Below are 18,509 nucleotides of genomic sequence, written 5' to 3'. Positions count from 1 at the left end.
CCTACCTGCGGGGGCCGGGGACCCGGCCCCCGCAGCATGTACGCTCATGACAACACCACCGCATAGTTCTCTTTCCTCACGCAGATTTACCGGGAGCAGGCTGCTGCGCGCGCTGCCGCTTACCCTCGGTGTCATTATTCTGGCGGGCCTCGTCTACCTGTCTATGACCACGGGTACCTACAATATCTCCGAACACGAAGGCGGCGAATTCATGTACTTCGCCACCCGTATTCCCCGCACCGCCTCCCTGGTGCTGGCCGGCGCCGCAATGGCGATGTGCGGGCTGGTCATGCAGTTGCTGACCCAAAATAAATTCGTGGAACCCACCACCACGGGCACTACCGAATGGGCCGGCCTCGGGCTGCTCGTCGTCATGTTCCTGGTTCCGCACACCTCGCTCATCGAGCAGATGCTGGCCGCCATCCTTTTCGCTTTTATCGGCACTATTATTTTCTTCTTGTTCCTTCGCCGGGTGACGCTGCGTTCCTCGGTAATTGTGCCGATTGTGGGAATTATGCTCGGCGCGGTGGTCTCCGCGATTTCCACCTTCTTCGCCCTCAAAACTGACACCCTGCAAACCCTGGGGGTCTGGTTCCAGGGTAGTTTCGCAAATGTGGTAGCCGGACGCTACGAGCCGCTGTGGATTGTTTTAATTGCCACCGTCCTCATTTTCATCCTGGCTGACCGTCTCACCGTGGCGGGCCTGGGTGAGGATGTGGCCACCGGGCTGGGCGTGAACTACAACCTCATCGTGCTGCTCGGCACCGGGGTGATCGCGCTGACCACCGGCGTGGTCACCGTGGTGATTGGCCGGATTCCCTTCCTCGGGCTCATCGTCCCCAATATTATTTCGCTGCTGCGCGGGGACGATCTGCGTTCCAACCTCCCCTGGGTCTGCGTTTTCGGAGCCGGGATCCTCACGGTATGCGACCTGGTGTCCCGCACCCTCATCGCTCCCTTTGAAATCCCGGTATCCCTCATCCTCGGCACCCTGGGAGCGGCCGTGTTCATCTTCCTTATCCTGCGTCAGCGCCGGAGGCTCTCATGAGCGTCGTCGTACCACAATCTCCCGAAAAATCTTACGTTCCTGGCCAAGCGCCCCGCCACGCCGGTGCTTTCGCAACCCCGCGCGCGCGGCGGCGCTACTGGCTGCTGCTCATCGGCGTGGCGCTCCTCGGGCTCGCCTGCACCGCGCTCTATTTCGTGTGGAATATTCCGGTGGCGGTGGGCAGCGAGGGCTTCTGGATTATTACCCGGATGCGCGCCGAGGCGGTGTTTTCCATTCTGTTGGTGGCGTTCTGCCAGTCGCTAGCCACCCTCGCGTTCCAGACGGTGACCACCAACCGGATTCTTACACCGTCGATTATGGGCTTTGAGTCGCTGTATTCGGTGATTCACACCTCCACGATTTTCTTCTTCGGGGTGGCCGGGTTCGTGGCGTTCACCGGGGTGCGCGCTTTCCTCATCCAGGTGGCGATTATGGTGGCCTGCGCGCTGGCGCTGTACGGGTGGCTGCTGCGCGGCAAACTCGGCAGTCTGCATATTATGCTACTTATCGGCATTATTATCGGCACCGGGCTGGGTTCGCTTTCCGCTTTTATGCAACGCATGCTCACCCCGTCCGAATTCGATGTGCTCTCCGCGCGCATGTTCGGCACTATCGCGAATGCCCGCTCGGATGTGTTCGTGGCGGCGCTGCCGCTGGCGCTGGGCGCGGGAGTGGCGCTCCTCCTCATTTCTCGCTCCCTCAACGCGATTGCGCTGGGGCGGGATGTGGCGGTGTCGCTGGGAGTCAATCACCTGCGAATGCTCCTTATTTCCCTCACCCTCATCGCGGTACTTATCTCGGTATCCACGGCGCTCGTGGGGCCGATGACGTTCTTCGGTTTCCTGGTTGCCACCCTGACCTACCAGGCGGCGGATACCTACGATCACCGTTTCCTTTTCCCCATGGCCGCCGTGATCGGTTACGCGGTGCTCATGGGCGGTTTCTTCGTGATGAAAAATATTTTCTCGGCGGAAGGCGTGGTCTCCATCATTATTGAGCTGGTGGGCGGCCTGACGTTCCTCGTCGTTGTACTGAGAAAGGGGCGGTTGTAATGCGCCACCGCAAGAACACAGCAGGCACACATCTTGAGGTTCCCGCGCCGGTGCCGCCGGTGGTTTCCCCGCATCTGCGCGCGGCTGATCTGAGCTGCGCCGATCCGATGATCCGTATGGAAGGCACCCGGCGCGACTACAGTTCGGAGGTCCGGATCGGCCCGGTGACCTTGGATATTCCGCACGGCGGGGTCACGGCACTGGTGGGCCCGAACGGTGCGGGTAAGTCCACGCTGCTCACGATGATCGGGCGGCTCATGCGTATGGACGCGGGCGCGATTGCGGTGGCGGGGCTTGATGTAACGACGACGAAATCCGCCGATCTTGCCAAGATTCTCGCTATTCTACGCCAGGAAAATCACTTCGTGACGCGTTTGACGGTGCGCCAGCTGGTCGGCTTCGGGCGGTTCCCGTATTCGAATGGACGCCTGACTGCCGAGGACGAGGAGATTATCTCCCGCTATATTGATTTCCTGGGGCTGACCGAGCTGGAAGGGCGCTACCTAGATGAGCTCTCCGGTGGGCAGCGCCAGCGCGCCTACGTGGCGATGGTGCTCACCCAGGAAACCGATTGCGTGCTGCTGGACGAACCCCTCAATAACCTGGATATTTCACATTCGGTGCAGATGATGCGCCACCTGCGCCAGGCCGCCGACGAGCTGCATCGCACTATCGTGCTGGTGATCCACGATATTAATTTCGCGGCGCGCTACTCGGATCGCATTATTGCGATGCGGGAGGGCATCGTTATGGATGCGGGCACCCCGGCAGATATTATGACCCCGGAGCGCCTTTCCGCGATTTTCGACGCGAATATCGATGTGATCCCCGGCCCCTGCGGCCCGGTCGCGATTTACTAGCGCCCCGAGGACTGGCCACCGCTCGAAGGTTTCCCCGAACCGCTCGCCCCGGACTCCCCGGAGCTGCCTGATCCGGAAGAGTTCGCTTGGCTCTTCTTGCTGAGCGCTCGGGCGCGAAGCGACTGGCGGGATTGATTGCGCCGTCGTACCGCACGTTCCTGGCGTTCCGCGCGCGCCAACCGACGGTGCTCTTCATCCCGCAACCTACGCATCCGCCGGCTCAGCGAAGAACTAACGTGCTGGAGAGTGTCGTTCACGGAATAGTCCCGATTGACGGGCAGCGACCACTCGAAAACGCGAGCCAGGATCACCAACAGGGAAGCAAGCAGCGTGGATACCGCCATGGCCAACATGGGTGCGTGGTTGTACCAGAGCACCACCGCGGGGAAAGCCGCGATGAGCGACGCTGTGGCGTAGAGGGTGTTACCGCCGAAGATCACCGGGGTGCGACCCACGGAGATATCGCGGATGAGCCCGCCCCCCACCGCGGTAATCATGCCCATCATGACGGCCGGCATCACGCCCAGCCCGGCGTTGAGAGTTTTGATCACGCCGGTAGCGGTCCAGGCCCCCATCACGGCGGCGTCCATCACCGTCATAAAGCGGCGCACCCATTTCCCGCGCAGGCGCAGCAGATAAGCCACCAGCGCCCCGAGGAGGGCGCAGCTGAGGTAGTACGGATTGGTGAGCGCCACCGGTGGTTCTTTGAGGAGGGGCGCCTGCTGGATAAGAACATCACGCAGCATACCGCCGCCCAGGGCGCTAATGATCGCCACGATCACGAAGCCCACGATATCGAAGGACTTTTCACGGGCCACCATGCCGCCGAGGATGGCCGCCACGAACACCCCGAAAATATCTAAGAGGTCAAAAACAACCGGAGACCATTCCGAGAGCGTATCCAAATCCACGTCTCCCATTCTAGGTGACGGAACTTTTCACGGAGTGGGATTGGGGGTAGATGGTGAAGGGATATGACAGCAACGGATCCGGAGTTATCCGCAGAATTACTCCCCGTTTTTCCACAGGTTGTGGATGGGTCTTTTTCGCGCTTGCATACCATGCAAGAATGACGGAGAAGCACACGTAACTACTTCGCCGTGAGGCGATTGAAGGAGTCAGACAAATGGATATTGCTGAGGATCGGCTGTGCTTTCCAGACCGTGTTTACAACTCGCTAGAAGAGATTCTCGAGCGCAAAGAAGAAATCTTGCGTGAGGTCAGAATGACCCGGGAAGAATTCGACCAGCGCGCTGATGACTACCAGCTCGGACCAAAAGAAACTAACGCCTACTTCGAAATGGAAATCCTGGATCGCTTCGAGGAGTACTACCGTGGTGAACGCACGATTGGATGAGCTCGCTAACGAGTTTGCGGCACATTTACAGTTGCTTGGGGAGCTGATTGACCCCGGATTTTCGCTGCTAAATCAGACGGTCACAAAGGGAGGTCTCCCGCTAAAAAGCTTGTCGGGAGATATTCGCGTTGATCGTTTCCTGATTGTCCGCTTCGATTACGAGGTTTTCCTCAATTCGAAGACCGGGCTTCTAGCTGTCAATGAGTCAACCTTCTCAGTGATTCATGGAAAGGTTGGAAAAGAGCCCCTGGTGCGGTGGGATTATATTCGCTCGCCACGCTCGAATATCCCCTGTGCGCATGTCCAAGTGCATTCCCATCGCGATGAATGGACTCATGCCTTGCTCCTAGGTGGCAAGCATTCCCGGCGCTCGCTCCGGCGCCTCAAGAATGCGCTGCGCACTCCCCGGATTGCTGATGTGCACTTCCCAGTAGGTGGGCGCAGGTTCCGCCCCTGCTTGGAAGAAGTTCTTCTTTTCGTTATTGACGAGTTCGGGGTGGCATGCACGCCCGAGGCACGCGAAGCACTCCAGCGCGGCATCCGGGAGTGGGAAGAGATTCAGGTGCGCTCCGTGGTGCGCAACAACCGCGCCATCGCACTCCAAGCCCTCGCGGAGTGAACCACCCGCGTTTGACGAGCCTGTCTAAAAGTTTGTGTGGAGCAAAGACGCTGAACACAAAAGCAATAGCCCCGGGGGTGTATCGATGTTTCGCGACATTGACCTTCCCGGAGCTCCCTGCGATGGAGTTTACCCGAAAGCCCTTGCTTGCGGACCCCGCCTCAGCCAGTCCCTAAGAATCGGATTCCGTTGCCGGCGTGGGATCAGTAGCAGGAGCAGAATCCGCAACCGGCTTGAGCCGCACGATGACACCGCGGTGGTCGCTGGCGTTATCCGGGTCGATGATCTCCCCGGCCACCCCGCGGTAGCCGCCCGAGCTCATGACCCGATCAATTGGAGAAGCCAGCAGCGCGGGCACCGTGGTGGGCCAGGTCCCCACCGCGCCGATTCCGGCATCGGCCCCCAGGTCACGGCAGGTCGAGCCAGGGCTGAGGGCAGCCTGGTGGTCCGCCGTCGAATTAAAATCACCCGCAACAACCGCATCCGGCACGGCCTCGCACACCCGGTATAACGCCCGCGCCTCCGCGCGCCACAGATCCATATACGCAGGTACCGGAGCCGTGGGGTGCCCGGCCACGAACATCGGAGCATCCGGGCGTGCCCCGCCGCGCGGCGCAGCCGCCACCGCCCGCGCCAGGTCATCACCGTAAGTTTCGCTCAAGTCCACCGCTTCATACTCCCCGCGCGCGGCGGAAACCAGCAGCACCGACGAGCGCCAATCGGCGCTGTAGCGGGATACACCACCGTCGAAAAGCTGGTATTCCGCCCCGCGCGCGGCCAGTTTCTCCTGAATCTCCGCACCGGCGTCACCCGAAGTTTCAATCAGCGAGACCGCATCCGCACCCACCCGCACGATAGTATCGGCCAGCTGATCCCAGTCCACGCGCCCGCCCTCGGTGTTGTACTGGAGCACGGTTAGCTCGCCGGGCGCAGGCGCACCTAACACCTCCCGATCCAGCCCGCGCCCGCTCAGCGTTCCGGCGTGCGCGAGGGCCACGAGGAGCAGCACGACGGCGCAGCTCACCGCCACGCGCCCACCCCCGACATAGCGGCGGACCGCGCCGAGCAGCCCTACCGCGAGCGCGGCAATGAGCATCCCGAGCGCCAGCGCCCCGCGGCTGGACATGATCTGAGCCCCGGGCACTACCGTGGCCAGCCGGGCCAGCGGGCCGAACCAGGCCGGTTGCACCGTGAAGACCGCGACAGCGGCAAGGAGTAACCCAAGAAGAGAATTGAGAACGCGCACCGCGCCTACCTTTCCGGCTGGCCTTTTAGGCCCCGCACAGGGCCTGCTGGATAAGGGTAGCGAAGTGCTGCTGCCCGGTGGGTGTGAGATGGATACCATCGTCGCGCAGGAATTCTTCGTGGCCTTCGGTAGCCGCCCACCAATCAATAATGCCCACATTCGGGTGGGAGGCAGCGTATGCCTTGAGCAGCTCGTTATTAGGGTTCTGGGCCGGCAACGGGCTGCGGTTCGTCACGAAATACACGGGAAGCCCCTGAGCTGCATCCACAAGCTTTTGGATATCCGCTTCCCCGCCGATAGCTCCGTTCGAGCCGAGAGCATAGATAAGTACCCGCGGTTTCTCCCCTAGGGCCTGGCGCTGGGCGAACACCTCCGCGCCGGCAGAGAATTGCCGGCTGACCTTGCCGTCCACCACCGAATTGGGAAGAACCTCCTTGAGGGCATCGGTTGCGCCCAAGGTGACCGAATCCCCGATCATCACGGCATTCGCTCCGCAGATGCCGGTGGCCGGGTCCTTGCTCCACGCGGAGGCATCCAGATTGGCCGGGACCTTCGTGGCGATGGGCTGGAGAGAGCCCGGGCTGGGCACCGGAGTAGAAGTCGGGTTGGATCCCGGAGTATTGGCCGGCGCGTTGGCCGGCGCGGGCGGATTCGGTGCTTCGCCGGGCACGCCGGGTGCGCCGGGTGCGCTGGGGGCACTAAGCACGCCGGGCACACTAGGTGCGGGTGCAGCTAGTTCCGGGCGCAAGGCCACCGCGCGAGAATCCGCGAGGCGCTGCCAGGGAATCGGCGCGCAAGCCAGCAGAGTCACGAGCAGGAGAGCCACCGCGCTCACCGCCGCGAAGATCGTATCGCTCAACCGGTGGTTACCCGCGAGGTTGCGCCAGTTGCGCGGGTCGGTACGCCACGTGCGTATGTCACTGCGCCAACTGTGCAGGCCAGTCCACCAGGTGCGCACACCGGCACGCCAGCCGGTCCGCGCCAGGCGCGCGCTCGGCTGCTCCACACACCGATAAAACAGCTCCGCCACCAGCCCCACCACCAGCAGCTGCCCGATCTTGGCCACCCCGGAAATCTCCGCTGTGCGGGTAGCCGGATTCATGAAAAGCAACAGCGGATAGTGAACCAGGTAGAGGGAGAAGGACCGCGACCCCACATAGGCAAAAGGCGCACTGGCCAACACCCGGCTCAGGCCCAGCCGCGGGTTGTGCACGGTGAGGACAATAAGGGCGGTCAGGAGCGCCGTCGTTGTTAAACCACCCGCGTACGTGAGGGCAGATTCACCATCGGCCCATACGGCCAGCGCCAGCAAAGCCAGGAGGGCGGCGCCGGTGCTAACCCGCAACGCGAAAGCGGCGGTGGCGGAACGTGCGGGAGGCTGCGGCGGCGTCGTGCTATCCGCGCGCGGCCACAGGGACGCAACATACGGCGAAACGAGAGCCGCGAGCGCGCCGATAAGGAGTTCGGCGGCGCGAGTATCCAGGCCGTAGTAGGCGCGGGTGGAATCCGGGCCCGCGAAGAAAAGCAGCGCCATGAGCAGCGCGGAGGCGAGGGCCAGGCCCGCCACGATCCGCACCGTCGAATACCGCACCCGGCGCAAGGCCAGCAAGATGAAGGGCCAGAGCAGGTAGAACTGGGCAAGGACCCCCAGGTACCACAGGTGGGTGAGCGGAGAAGGCAGGCCGGAGGCCGCGAAATAGGGGACCTCGCGGAAAATATAGACCCAGTTACTCGCGAACAGCGCCGCGGGAAGGGCATCAGCCTGGACTTTCGGGAGCAGGCTGGGCGCACACATGTAGCTGAGGAGCGCGCTACCCGCAATGGTGACGAGAACCGGAGGCCACAGGCGCAGGAGGCGACGGCGCAGGTAACGCAGGTAGGAGAAGCGGCGTTCACGGCTCAGCTCGCGCAATACGCTGCGGGTGATGAGGAAACCGGAAAGCACGAAAAACACCGTGACGCCGATGAATCCGCCGGTCAGTACCGCCGGGCGCATGTGATAGAGCACCACCGCGATAATTGCGAGCGCGCGGATGCCGTCGAGGGCGCGGATGCGGGTGGTGGTGCGTGAGGATTGCGGCATAGGCACATTCTAGGACTGCGCGAATACGGGGCGGCACGACACGGGGCAGCGATGCGTCCATGAGATGAGCACCACCGGGGAGTAGGAGGGGCGGTCGCGCGCCGGTAGAATGAGCGCGGGTGCCGGCACGGCCGCGTACTAACCAACCCAGCACGAAAGGACTGCCTGTGATAACAGTTGAAGCCCTGACAAAACGCTACGGCGCGACCACCGCGGTCGATAACCTGAGTTTCCAGCTCCAGCCCGGGAGAATCACCGGGTTCCTCGGCCCGAACGGATCGGGCAAATCCACCACGATGCGCTGCATTATGGGGCTGGATCGCCCCACCTCCGGGCGTGCCCTTATTGCCGGGCTTCCCTATGAGCAGCTCACCTCCCCGCTCACCACGGTGGGTGCACTGCTGGACGGCAAGGCATTCCACGGTTCGCGCAGCGCGCGCAGCCATCTGCAAATTCTGGCTGCCACCCACGGGATTCCCGCCCGGCGCGTGGACGAAGTCATCGAGCTAACCGGAATCGGGAGCGTGGCCAAGCGCAAACTCAAGGGCTTCTCCCTGGGGATGGGCCAGCGGCTCGGCATTGCCGCGGCGCTGCTGGGCGATCCGGAAGTGCTGCTCTTTGACGAACCCGTTAACGGGCTGGACCCGGACGGGGTGCGCTGGGTGCGTCTGCTCATGCGCACGCTCGCGCAGCAGGGCCGCACCATTCTGGTGTCCTCGCATCTCATGAGCGAAATGCAGCAAACCGCCGATGACCTGCTGGTCATCGGGCGCGGGCGCATGATTGCTTTCGGGCCCATCGAAAGCTTCACCGAGGCCGCGGCAAATACCACGGTGCTGGTGGCCTCCCCCAACCGGGCCGGCTTGGAGGGCGCGCTGCGGGCAGCCGGGCTGGACTTCCAGGATGCTAGCGAAGTCGCGCCTGCGCCGGGTGGGCCGGGTGCGCCGGTCGCGCAAGCTGTGCCCGTTGCGCCGGCCGCCCCGGTTGCCCGTTTCGCGATCCCGGGCGGTTCACGCGCGGACATCGGCAAAATCGCCTTCGAGGCGGGGGTGCAGCTAGACGAACTGACTACCATCCACCGCTCGCTGGAAGATATTTTCATGGACCTAACCGGCCACGACGTTGAATACGGCGCGGGCCGCCCCGCCACGAACCTCCCGGGAGGCCACCGATGAGTAACGCTTTTGTTCCTGCTTCCGGCCCCGCCGTACCCGGCCCCGCCGCGCCGCAGCTAGCCCAGCTTCCCCCGCGCATCAGCCAATTCGCCGCGCCGAACTACCGCGTCACTCTGGGCCGCTCGCTGCGCTCTGAACTGCGCAAGATCCTCACGCTGCCCTCGCTGCGCTGGACGCTCATCATCGGCACCCTCTTCTCCCTGGCAATCACCGCACTGACCGCCTGGGGTTCCAGCGAGCTCGAACTCAATGCCTACGCCACCGCCATGGGAGCGGAGCATTCGCTCGCCGCGTACGTGCTCATCAGCGCGAGCAGCATTTTCCAGATCATTATGGTGGCTTTCGGTGCCGTTACGGTGTGTTCCGAATACGCCGCGAACACCATGCGCTCCACCGTGAGCGCCGACCCGCGCCGCTGGCGCAACGTGGCCGCCCGCACTCTCGCGCTCAGCCTGGTGGCGCTGGCCACCACCCTTCTGCTCCTGGTGCTAGGTGCCGTGGTTGGCACCCTCTTCGGCCTCACCATCGGCTTCAGCGGCGACGCCTGGTGGCTTTTCCTCAATTTCATCATCGCCATGGTCACCTCCGCGTGGATGGCCCTGGGAATCGGCTATCTGCTGCGCAGTTCCGCCGGCACCATCGTGCTCATCCTCGCGGTGATGATGCTCTCCCCGGTGCTCGCGCTCATTCCCTCCGAGTTCGTGCGCACCTTTGTGATCCCCTACCTGCCGCCGATGCTCCTGACCGCGGCCCTCAGCCCGCCCGGCCTCAATGCCGGCGCGGACGTCGCCTCGTTCACGGTTTCCAGCCCGGCACTTGGCCTGGGGCTGTGGTGCGCGCTGGCGGTGGTGCTGCTCGCGTTGGGCGGGTGGCGTTTCTCGCGTTCTGACGTGTAGGCGCGGCTGAGGTACGGCACCTGCAAGCGCAGCGCCTTCAAGCACCGCGCGTTCAAACGCGACACGCGTTTCAAGCACGACGACGCCGTTGGGGCCCGGGCACACCGCCCGGGCCCCAGCTGGTTACTACCCGCGCCACAAAAAGCAACAGCAACTACATTAACTTTTCCAAAACATGCGCTAGCGTTGCATTCTGCGCAGCCCAGGCTCGGGGCGTTGCATCCTGCAGGTGGCCCGTGTCGAGGTGTCGCATCCTGTTAGCAAAATTGTCAAGACGTTGCTTTCTGCGGGCCCCGGTGGCGACATGTTGCTATATGTGAGCACCCTGACCCGAGTTCTCCACACTTGTCCACGTTGAGTAGTAGACAAGGGCCCAATCCGACACACAAAGTGGTACCCGAGCTACAACCACCACCCGATTTCCTGTCAGGGAGTACCACTGTGTAGGGCCATATGCGATACCGGACCACTGTGCTTCCATTGCAGGCAGCGGAAGCACGCTACGTACGCCAATGTCACTCTGACCGATAGGAAGCTCCAGGGAGGCGTGGAATAATGAGGCACGATATGGATAAGTCTCAGGAATCCGCAACACACTCCGGTAAGCGCGGCCGGCGCGGCCCGCGTAACAACCGTGGCAGCCGTGGCACCCACAATCCCCGTGGTCCGCGCGGCCCGCGGCCCTACACCCCGGCACAGCTAGAAGCCCGCAAGGCGGCCGTTCCGCGGATTACCTACCCGGAAACTCTGCCCGTTTCCGCCCGGCGCGCGGAAATCCGCGAAGCCATCGCCGCGAATCAGGTGGTCATTATTGCCGGGGAAACCGGCTCCGGGAAAACTACCCAGTTGCCGAAAATCTGCTTGGAGCTGGGCCGGGGCATCACCGGGCTCATCGGGCACACCCAACCGCGGCGCATCGCGGCCCGCTCGGTTGCCGAACGCATCGCGGCCGAACTGGGGCAAAAAGTTGGCGGCGCCGTCGGCTATCAGGTTCGTTTCACCGAAGAAGTGGGCCCCACCACCCTCGTCAAACTCATGACGGACGGCATCCTCCTCGCGGAAATCCAATCCGATCCGCACCTGCTGCGCTACGACACCCTCATCATCGACGAAGCGCACGAACGCTCCCTCAATATCGACTTCATCCTCGGCTACCTCGCCCGCCTGCTGCCCGCGCGCCCCGACCTCAAAGTCATTATCACCTCCGCCACCATTGACACCGAACGTTTCGCCGCGCATTTTGGTGAACACCGCGCGGGCGGCCGCCCCGGCGACACCGCGCCGATCATCGAGGTGTCCGGGCGCACCTATCCGGTGGAGATCCGGTATCGCCCCCTCGATGAGGAACAGGACGCGGAACACGAGGAGCAGCACGACGACGCCGGTGCGCAGCGCGTGGCCGCGCCGCGCACCCCGGGCCGGGCCGCGGCACTCGATCAGGTGAGTGGAATCGTGGCGGCCGCCGAGGAACTCATGGCGGAAGGCGAGGGAGATATTCTGGTCTTCCTCTCCGGGGAGGGCGAGATTCGGGATACCGCGAAGGCTCTCGATGATGAACTCGGGACCAGGTATGTGAGCCCCGGGGGCAGGTCCAGCGCGCCGGGCGCCGTGGAAGTACTGCCGCTGTTTTCGCGCCTCTCCGCGGCGGAACAGCACCGAATTTTCCAGCCCGGGCCCTACCGGCGCATTATTCTCGCCACGAATATTGCGGAGACTTCCCTGACCGTGCCTGGAATCAAGTACGTGATTGACCCGGGCACCGCCCGTATCTCGCGCTACTCGAATAAGACGAAGGTGCAGCGCCTGCCTATCGAGCCGATTTCACAGGCCAGCGCCAATCAGCGCTCGGGGCGGTGCGGGCGCGTGACGGACGGGGTGGCGATCCGTCTCTATTCCGAGGATGATTTCCTGGCGCGGCCCGAATTCACCCAGCCCGAAATTCAGCGCACCTCCCTAGCTGCGGTTATTTTGCAGATGCTCGCGCTCGGGCTGGGCGCCGTCGACGATTTTCCCTTTATTGACCCGCCGGAAGCGCGGGCGGTGCGAGCCGGCACCCAGCTTCTCGAGGAAATCGGGGCGATTAGCTACGGTGCGTTTGGGGCTGCGAGCGCATTTGGCAGCGAAAATCGCCACACCCCGCGCCTGACCGCCATCGGGCGTCAGCTCGCGCGCCTGCCTATCGACCCGCGACTGGGCCGCATGCTGATCGAGGCGCAGCGCAACGGTTGCGCTTCCGAAGTGCTCGTGCTGGTGGCGGCGCTGTCGGTGCAGGATGTGCGCGAGCGCCCCACCGAGAAACGTGCCCAGGCCGATCAATTCCACGCGCGCTTCACGGCCGGCTCGTCGGATTTTCTCGCCTACCTGACGCTGTGGCGCTATTTGCGCACCCAGGCGCGCGAGCTGTCCGGTTCGGCATTCCGGCGCATGTGCCGCGCGGAATTCCTCAACTACCTGCGCTATCGGGAGTGGGCGGACGTGGTGGCGCAGCTGGAGCAGATGGCTCGGCCGCTGGACTTGAGCATCCGCCGCCTCGCGCTGCCCAGCTCGAAGCAGATCCGCGCCGCGGAGCAGGCAGGCGCGCCCGCGCTGGGCGGAGCGCCGAATTCCGGGGCGGTCGCCCACGCGTGCCGCGAGCTCGGGCGCGGCTCGGATACCCCGGAATCCGGGGCGATTCATCGTTCGCTGCTGGTGGGCTTGCTTTCCAATATCGGCAATTATTCCCCGCGCAGCCGCGATTATCTGGGCGCGCGCGGCACACATTTCGTGATCTGGCCCGGTTCGGGCCTGCACCGGCGTACCCCCGAGTGGGTCATGGCCGCCGAGCTGGTGGAAACTTCTCGGCTTTTCGCTCGCACCGTGGCCGCGATACAGCCCGAGTGGATTGAGCCGCTGGCGAAGAAGCTGGTGCGGCGTTCCTATTCGGAACCGTATTGGTCCGCCAAGCACGGTGCGGCGATGGTCCACGAGAAGGTAACGCTCTACGGAGTGACCCTCGTGGCGGATCGGCCGGTGTTGCTGGCCACTTCCGGTTCGGATGCGGCGCGCGAGCTGGCTCGCGAGATGTTTATCCGCCACGGCCTGGTGGAAGGCGAGTGGCGCAGCCATCACGAGTTCCTGGCGCGCAACCGCGCGGCCCTTGAGGAAGCCAGCCGCACTGAAGACAAGCTCCGCCGCCACGGTCTGGTGGCTGATAATGATGCGCTGGCCGCGTTTTACGAGGAGCGTATTCCGGAGAGCGTGGTCTCCGGGCGGCATTTTGATTCCTGGTGGAAGAAGGAACGGCACGCGCGCCCCGATCTGCTCGATTTCACCCAGGATTTCCTGCTGGGCAGCGCGGGCGGTGGCGCCGGTGAAGAGAATTTCCCCACCGAGTGGCACCAGGGCGATATCACCCTGCCCATCACCTACACCTTCGCGCCGGGCTCGTTCAACGATGGCATCACCGTGGACGTACCCATCGCGCTGCTGCCGCGACTGCGCCCGGAGGGCTTCGACTGGCTGGTGCCCGGGATGCTCGACGAACTGGTGGTTGCCACGATTCGCGCGCTACCCAAACGCGTGCGCCGCAACCTGGTACCCGCCCCGGATGTTGCGCGCGATATCCGCGCCGTACTGCCCGGTTGGGAGGAGGCCGTGCACGGGCCGGAACCGGTTTCTTTCGCGGAGGCTTTCCGGGCGGCCACAGCCCGCGTGCGCGGTATTGAGATCGACGACGCCGCCTGGCAGGAGGTGAATCTCCCCGCGCATCTGACTGTGAATTTCCGGGTGCGTTCGGAGCGGGGCGCGGTACTTGAGGAATCGACATCGCTTGAGTATGTGCAGCGCAGTCTTGCCCCGCAAACCAAGGCGGCGGTGGAAAACGTGGTGGCCGGGGCGGTGGCTCAGGCCCTCGATGAAGCGCGGGCGCGACTGCGCGGGGCGGGCTCCGCGAAACACGGCGCGAAGCACACCGCGAGCGCGTCGGCCGTGGGTGCGCCGGCCGCGGGTGCGGGTACTGGTTCCGCTCCCGCAGATACGCTCGCGACCGGGGACGCTCTGAGCGGCTGGCCCGCGGTGGAGCAGGGGATCATCCCCGCGGTTATCGAAACCGAGGGACCGGCCGGGACGGTCCGCGCCTATCCGGCGCTCGCTAACCGCGCCGGGAAGGTTGTGCTGGATGTGGTGGCGGAACCGGGCGAACAAGTCCGGGTGCATCGCGGTGGTGTGATTCGTTTGCTCGCGGATGCGCTGGCGCTGCCCGAGGGCCGTATCACCTCGCGCTGGGATGGAGAACTGGCTTTGCAGCTGGCGGGTAGTCCGGCGCCTTCCACGGCGGCGCTGGTGGCGGATCTGCAGTGGGCTGCGGCACGGAATCTTGCCGACCGTTGGGGTGCGGCCAATGATGCCAGTCCGGAGGAGTTGCGTTCCGGGCGTGAATTTGAAGAATTGCAGGCTTGGGCTCGTGACGAGTTTGAGGACGAAGTGTTCCTGATTGCGCAGGGCGCGGGCAAGGCTGCGGCTGCGTGGGCGCAGGTGGAGCAGCTGGTGCGGGATAATCGCTCGGTGGCACTACTTGCCACGATGAGCGACGAGCGCGCTCATCTGGATGCGCTTATGCCCACCGATTTTGTGCGGGCCACGCCGGCAGCACGCTTCTGGGATCTGCCACGCTATCTCCTGGCCGCGAAGCTGCGCATCGAGAAGGCTGCCGTGAATCCGGCAGCCGATGATTCACTCGCCTGGCAGGTACAGACCGCGACAGACGCGGTGGAAAGTGCCCGCGAAGAAGCCAGTTACGCAGCTTTCGATCCTGGCCGCGCTCGGGTGCTCAACCACGCACGCTGGCTCCTGGAAGAACTGCGTGTCTCGCTTTTCGCCCAGCAGCTGGGCACGAAGGAAAAGGTTTCCGTCAAACGCATCCAGAAACTGCTGGCCAGCTAAGTGCGGCAAGCGGGGTAAGACCCGCATGAGCCTCAGGTTTCACACAAGTCGCAGACTTTCATACGAGCCCCAGCGGGGGTGCTATGTGTTGTCAGAGCTGTACTTCATTTGTCACACATGCGAAGTACACCCCGGAAAAACACCCTGCCTTGGCGGCGCGGGACACGTCGTCGTACTTCTTGGAGCTTAGAGCAAGCTGACGATGCCCATCATGACGGCGGCCAACAGCGCGCCGGCGATCATTCCGCCCCACCATTCCAGCTGGTCCCCACTGGTGACGCGGTCAAGAGACTGCGGTTTGAAAGGCAGCACCGGCGCGGTATTGGGCAGCAGTTTCGGGCGCTGCTCCAAGGCCCTCATGAGAGCTTCCTGCTCCGGGCTGGCTGCTTCCACATTGGCGAGCCCGCCGTAGCCCTTTTCCGTTTGGCGCAGCGGAAGCAACGTTCCGGGCTTGCTCTCGGCGAAGCCCGCTTGCTCAGCGCCATGCACCGCAATAACGGTTCGGAAATCCGCGGATTTATCCACGGGGCGAACCACCACCGGCACCATGAGCGCCTGCTTGCGCCGGCTATTGCCAACCGTGCGCATCCGCCGACTTTCATCGGTTCCCAACACTCGCGCAACCACATCCACCCCGGGCGCGACCGGTGTTTTATCGCGGATCAGCCACGGCAGCGCCAGTAGGAAAGCCACCACCGCGAAAGCGGGAATCAGGTAGAGAGCACGCGAACCGACCAAGGCATTCGGGAAGGTGATGAGGCCGAGCACCACACCCGCACCCAGGCCCCACAGGGCACCGGTGCATACCCGCCGGGCATGGTCGATAGGCCGCCCCGCCGGAAGGTTACCTTCCCGCCAAATCTCAGCCACAACGTTGGTGCTCATACGTCCTTCCTCTTCTCTCGCGCAATTAGTCGCCGGCGTGATCCCCACATTCCCGCAGTGCACGGCCCAATCCGTGCTTTCCATGGTAACCCGCGCTAGCGCAGGCTTTCACTTTCCAGCACCACATCCCCGTTTTCTACCCGGAAGCGCAAGGTGTGCTCCCGCTCGAAAACCCGCGCGGTGTCCGAACGCTTTTCCCAGCTCAGCGGGGCAACGAGCCGCCACTCATAACTGCGCTCCAAGGTGCCTCCCCGCACACTTACGGTTCCTCCCCGCCCCTCTACGGTCGCGCTCACCTGCGGCTTGTCTTTCCAGCTCAGCTTCTCCTTGCGGGTGTCCCCGAAAGCACGATCCTTGCGGAAAGCTGCCGGGCAGCCAGCTGGCGGCGTCGTCGTACCATCACCGCGCACGCACCCCTCCACGAGGCGTTCCACCAGTTCCACCGCACGTTCACCCGCGGCCGGAGTGGCCTGGGCCGCGAGCGCAGCGGTCGCGGTCTGGCCCGGCCGCACCGTGGCGGTCGCGCCGGCCCCGAAGGTCACGTAGCGCGAATCGCCGGGTGCTGCGACGGCATAATCGCCGGGGAAAGCCGGAGCAACCTCACGGGGCGCGAGGGCGACCGGCACGTCGTTAATGCTGGTGAGCGCAGGAGGCGTGGGGGTGGCATGGCCGGGAGACAGCTCGGTCTCACGATCCACGCGCAGCTGGCCGAGGGCGCCCGCGCTCACGTGCCAGCGCGCGCTCAGGATCGGGGTGGTGCCGCGCCGCACCAAAGTAATGCTCAGGGGCTCTTGGGTGCCGTGATACGTGACGACGCCGTCTACTCGCATTCCGGTCGCGGTCTGACTCGTGTCGCGCACCTGGAAATCGGCGGGCCGGCCCGGGACGGCGCGATAAACTTCGTCGCTCAGCAGGGCGAGGGAACCGGAAAGCGCGCCGGGATCGGTGAGGTCGAGAGCAGCGCGAGCGCGGCCTTCTTCGAGCGCGCCCATATACCGGCTGGCCACGGCCGCGGGCGAATAGTACGTGGCAGCTAGAATGTGGCGCACTGCCAGCAGAGCCAGGGCGATGAGGAGCAGCCCGAGCAGCCCGAGCAATACCCGCCTCCACCTCCGCGACCGCATAAATATACGTTTACGGCCGTTCGTCGGAGTGCCACCGTTCATCGGCACGACATCAGCCATCGGCACGCCGCCATCCGCGAAAACGCGCCCGGTCACCGCGATGCGCGGAGATTACTGCGCAGCAGCTCCACGAGGTGCTCAGACCCGGCTTCCACGCAGGCGAGCGTCGCTTCGAATTCGCGCGCCGAGCCGCCCCACGGATCGGGAACATCGAACTCGCCGGATGAATAATAAAAATCGGAAGAGTGCTGGCGGCCCGAGGCACGCCCGGCGTCGTCGGAAAGAACCCCACCATGCCCGAAAACACCCTCCGGAGCAATCCCCACCTCCGGCAGCGCGAACTCGGTCCACAGGTGAATATTGGTCAGAGATAGAGAAAGGGAACGACACAGCCTTCGCACCGCCCGCGCGTGCCCGGTGGTCATAGCAAGAATCAGGCCGGCGTTTTCCAGCTCCTCGGCGGTAACACGGTGAGCCCGGTGGCGTTCAGGCAGGCCATAACCGTGTTCGGTGAGGGTTCGTTGGGCGGGCGGGTAAATCGGGTTGCCCGCCTCCTCGTTGGAGACCCCCGCGGAAGCCACCGCGATATCGATACCGGCATCGCGCAACCGCTGGCGCAGCACGATTTCCCCCATGGGAGATCGGCAAATATTCCCGGTACAGACAACAAGAATGCGGGGCCGTTCCGCCAGCGCGCGAACGACGCCCGCACCGGGGTAGGCAGCGGGAGTGGCACTTTCCGTCATGCTGGCAAGTTTAGGCACCGCGCCTGAAAAGTTTTGAGCAGTAGGTCTCATCGAGTGCATACTACGCTGAAAGTATGCAGAATCCCGGGATAGAAACACCCGGGCGCCTCCGAGCGGGCGGCCCGTATCACCCGTGTTGAACTGCGGAAAAGTTCCATCGCGGCAGTTCGGGACGGCGATTACGCATAATCGCAGCTGAAAGCGCGTGATTTTCGCCACGGCCTGTGCGAGAACCGGGTAATTACAATTTCACTCAGCTTATGTAGAGCGAAGAAGAAAAATCACCAAAAGAGAAAACCCGAGCTACTAATATCGAAAATCCTTGTGCACCCCATCGGGAAAACAGGGTGCACAAGGACGCACTCTAGAATTTCTTAGTCACCCATCAATGACAACAATAGAAATAATGCCCCGCCGGTCATAGCAGCGCAATTCAGAAACGACAGTACTCCCGCAACTCCACTACTCAAATCCCGCTTGAGTATCTGATAGAGATAA

General features: G+C 63.7%; 14 protein-coding genes. 8 read left to right on the top strand and 6 right to left on the bottom strand.

From position 1 onward, the window contains the following. The first annotated feature begins 46 nt into the window (after positions 1-46). From ACTFPK_RS08160 to ACTFPK_RS08150, 3 genes are all read left to right on the top strand, one after another. Positions 47-1,048 carry an ABC transporter permease gene (locus tag ACTFPK_RS08160; RefSeq protein ID WP_274732967.1) on the top strand — a complete coding sequence of 334 codons (1,002 nt, stop codon included), beginning with the start codon at positions 47-49 and terminating at the stop codon, positions 1,046-1,048. Further along, the gene (locus tag ACTFPK_RS08155) at positions 1,045-2,100 is read left to right on the top strand and encodes an iron chelate uptake ABC transporter family permease subunit (protein ID WP_274732969.1); all 1,056 of its coding nucleotides are present in this window, start codon (positions 1,045-1,047) and stop codon (positions 2,098-2,100) included. The genes ACTFPK_RS08160 and ACTFPK_RS08155 overlap by 4 nt, the downstream gene beginning before the upstream one ends. A gap of 107 nt (positions 2,101-2,207) precedes the next feature. After that, positions 2,208-2,960, top strand: coding sequence for an iron ABC transporter ATP-binding protein (locus ACTFPK_RS08150; RefSeq protein WP_274733010.1), 753 nt, complete (start codon positions 2,208-2,210; stop codon positions 2,958-2,960). Here the strand turns inward: ACTFPK_RS08150 and ACTFPK_RS08145 are convergent. Continuing rightward, positions 2,957-3,880 (bottom strand): trimeric intracellular cation channel family protein, encoded by a 924-nt coding sequence (locus tag ACTFPK_RS08145; RefSeq protein WP_274732970.1) that lies wholly within the window; start codon positions 3,878-3,880, stop codon positions 2,957-2,959. The genes ACTFPK_RS08150 and ACTFPK_RS08145 overlap by 4 nt on opposite strands. Before the next feature lie 206 nt (positions 3,881-4,086). Between ACTFPK_RS08145 and ACTFPK_RS08140 the strand changes: the two genes are divergently transcribed. Continuing rightward, positions 4,087-4,317 (top strand): hypothetical protein, encoded by a 231-nt coding sequence (locus ACTFPK_RS08140; RefSeq protein WP_274732971.1) that lies wholly within the window; start codon positions 4,087-4,089, stop codon positions 4,315-4,317. Further along, positions 4,295-4,936: a hypothetical protein gene (locus ACTFPK_RS08135; protein WP_274778411.1), complete on the top strand. Its 642-nt coding sequence runs from the start codon at positions 4,295-4,297 to the stop codon at positions 4,934-4,936. Before ACTFPK_RS08140 ends, ACTFPK_RS08135 begins: the two co-directional genes overlap by 23 nt. Positions 4,937-5,108: 172 nt before the next feature. On the opposite strand, the gene ACTFPK_RS08130 is transcribed toward ACTFPK_RS08135, so the two are convergent. Together ACTFPK_RS08130 and ACTFPK_RS08125 are read right to left on the bottom strand one after the other, a co-directional pair. Next, the gene (locus ACTFPK_RS08130) at positions 5,109-6,182 is read right to left on the bottom strand and encodes an endonuclease/exonuclease/phosphatase family protein (RefSeq protein WP_274732975.1); all 1,074 of its coding nucleotides are present in this window, start codon (positions 6,180-6,182) and stop codon (positions 5,109-5,111) included. A 25-nt stretch (positions 6,183-6,207) separates the two neighbouring features. Beyond that, on the bottom strand, positions 6,208-8,265 hold the full coding sequence (locus ACTFPK_RS08125; RefSeq protein ID WP_439911408.1) for an acyltransferase family protein: 2,058 nt from the start codon (positions 8,263-8,265) through the stop codon (positions 6,208-6,210). A 167-nt stretch (positions 8,266-8,432) separates the two neighbouring features. On the opposite strand from ACTFPK_RS08125, the gene ACTFPK_RS08120 reads away from it, so the two are divergent. The 3 genes from ACTFPK_RS08120 (at position 8,433) to hrpA (ending at position 15,256) form a co-directional block, all read left to right on the top strand. Then, a complete protein-coding gene (locus ACTFPK_RS08120; protein ID WP_274778410.1) occupies positions 8,433-9,440 on the top strand; it encodes an ABC transporter ATP-binding protein in 1,008 nt (335 codons plus the stop codon). Then, on the top strand, positions 9,437-10,336 hold the full coding sequence (locus ACTFPK_RS08115; RefSeq protein WP_274778409.1) for a hypothetical protein: 900 nt from the start codon (positions 9,437-9,439) through the stop codon (positions 10,334-10,336). The genes ACTFPK_RS08120 and ACTFPK_RS08115 overlap by 4 nt, the downstream gene beginning before the upstream one ends. A 567-nt stretch (positions 10,337-10,903) precedes the next feature. Then, a complete protein-coding gene (gene hrpA, locus ACTFPK_RS08110; protein WP_284898988.1) occupies positions 10,904-15,256 on the top strand; it encodes an ATP-dependent RNA helicase HrpA in 4,353 nt (1,450 codons plus the stop codon). A gap of 186 nt (positions 15,257-15,442) precedes the next feature. Here hrpA and ACTFPK_RS08105 read toward each other — a convergent pair whose 3' ends face one another. The 3 genes from ACTFPK_RS08105 to ACTFPK_RS08095 all read right to left on the bottom strand — a co-directional run bounded on the left by ACTFPK_RS08105 (position 15,443) and on the right by ACTFPK_RS08095 (position 18,011). Next, positions 15,443-16,141: a hypothetical protein gene (locus ACTFPK_RS08105; RefSeq protein ID WP_274732982.1), complete on the bottom strand. Its 699-nt coding sequence runs from the start codon at positions 16,139-16,141 to the stop codon at positions 15,443-15,445. Between the two features lie 95 nt (positions 16,142-16,236). Beyond that, positions 16,237-17,265, bottom strand: a complete 1,029-nt coding sequence (locus ACTFPK_RS08100) for a hypothetical protein (RefSeq protein ID WP_274736515.1) — start codon at positions 17,263-17,265, stop codon at positions 16,237-16,239. A 92-nt stretch (positions 17,266-17,357) separates the two neighbouring features. Next, positions 17,358-18,011, bottom strand: a complete 654-nt coding sequence (locus ACTFPK_RS08095; RefSeq protein ID WP_274732986.1) for a low molecular weight protein-tyrosine-phosphatase — start codon at positions 18,009-18,011, stop codon at positions 17,358-17,360. Positions 18,012-18,509: the final 498 nt, after the last annotated feature.

Origin of the sequence: Actinotignum sp. UMB0459 (assembly GCF_051905915.1) — a bacterium.
In the GTDB taxonomy this organism is placed as follows: domain Bacteria; phylum Actinomycetota; class Actinomycetes; order Actinomycetales; family Actinomycetaceae; genus Actinotignum; species Actinotignum sanguinis.
The sequence above is the reverse complement of the archived record's forward strand: the minus strand, read 5'-3'. Positions and strand labels throughout refer to the sequence as shown.

Excerpts from the sequence above, each read along its gene's own strand:
- ACTFPK_RS08160 (WP_274732967.1), top strand. The coding sequence starts at position 47 with ATGACAACACCACCGCATAGTTCTCTTTCCTCACGCAGATTTACCGGG.
- ACTFPK_RS08155 (WP_274732969.1), top strand. The coding sequence starts at position 1,045 with ATGAGCGTCGTCGTACCACAATCTCCCGAAAAATCTTACGTTCCTGGC.
- ACTFPK_RS08150 (WP_274733010.1), top strand. The coding sequence starts at position 2,208 with ATGATCCGTATGGAAGGCACCCGGCGCGACTACAGTTCGGAGGTCCGG.
- ACTFPK_RS08145 (WP_274732970.1), bottom strand. The coding sequence starts at position 3,880 with ATGGGAGACGTGGATTTGGATACGCTCTCGGAATGGTCTCCGGTTGTT.
- ACTFPK_RS08140 (WP_274732971.1), top strand. The coding sequence starts at position 4,087 with ATGGATATTGCTGAGGATCGGCTGTGCTTTCCAGACCGTGTTTACAAC.
- ACTFPK_RS08125 (WP_439911408.1), bottom strand. The coding sequence starts at position 8,265 with ATGCCGCAATCCTCACGCACCACCACCCGCATCCGCGCCCTCGACGGC.
- ACTFPK_RS08115 (WP_274778409.1), top strand. The coding sequence starts at position 9,437 with ATGAGTAACGCTTTTGTTCCTGCTTCCGGCCCCGCCGTACCCGGCCCC.
- hrpA (WP_284898988.1), top strand. The coding sequence starts at position 10,904 with ATGGATAAGTCTCAGGAATCCGCAACACACTCCGGTAAGCGCGGCCGG.
- ACTFPK_RS08105 (WP_274732982.1), bottom strand. The coding sequence starts at position 16,141 with ATGAGCACCAACGTTGTGGCTGAGATTTGGCGGGAAGGTAACCTTCCG.
- ACTFPK_RS08100 (WP_274736515.1), bottom strand. The coding sequence starts at position 17,265 with ATGCGGTCGCGGAGGTGGAGGCGGGTATTGCTCGGGCTGCTCGGGCTG.
- ACTFPK_RS08095 (WP_274732986.1), bottom strand. The coding sequence starts at position 18,011 with ATGACGGAAAGTGCCACTCCCGCTGCCTACCCCGGTGCGGGCGTCGTT.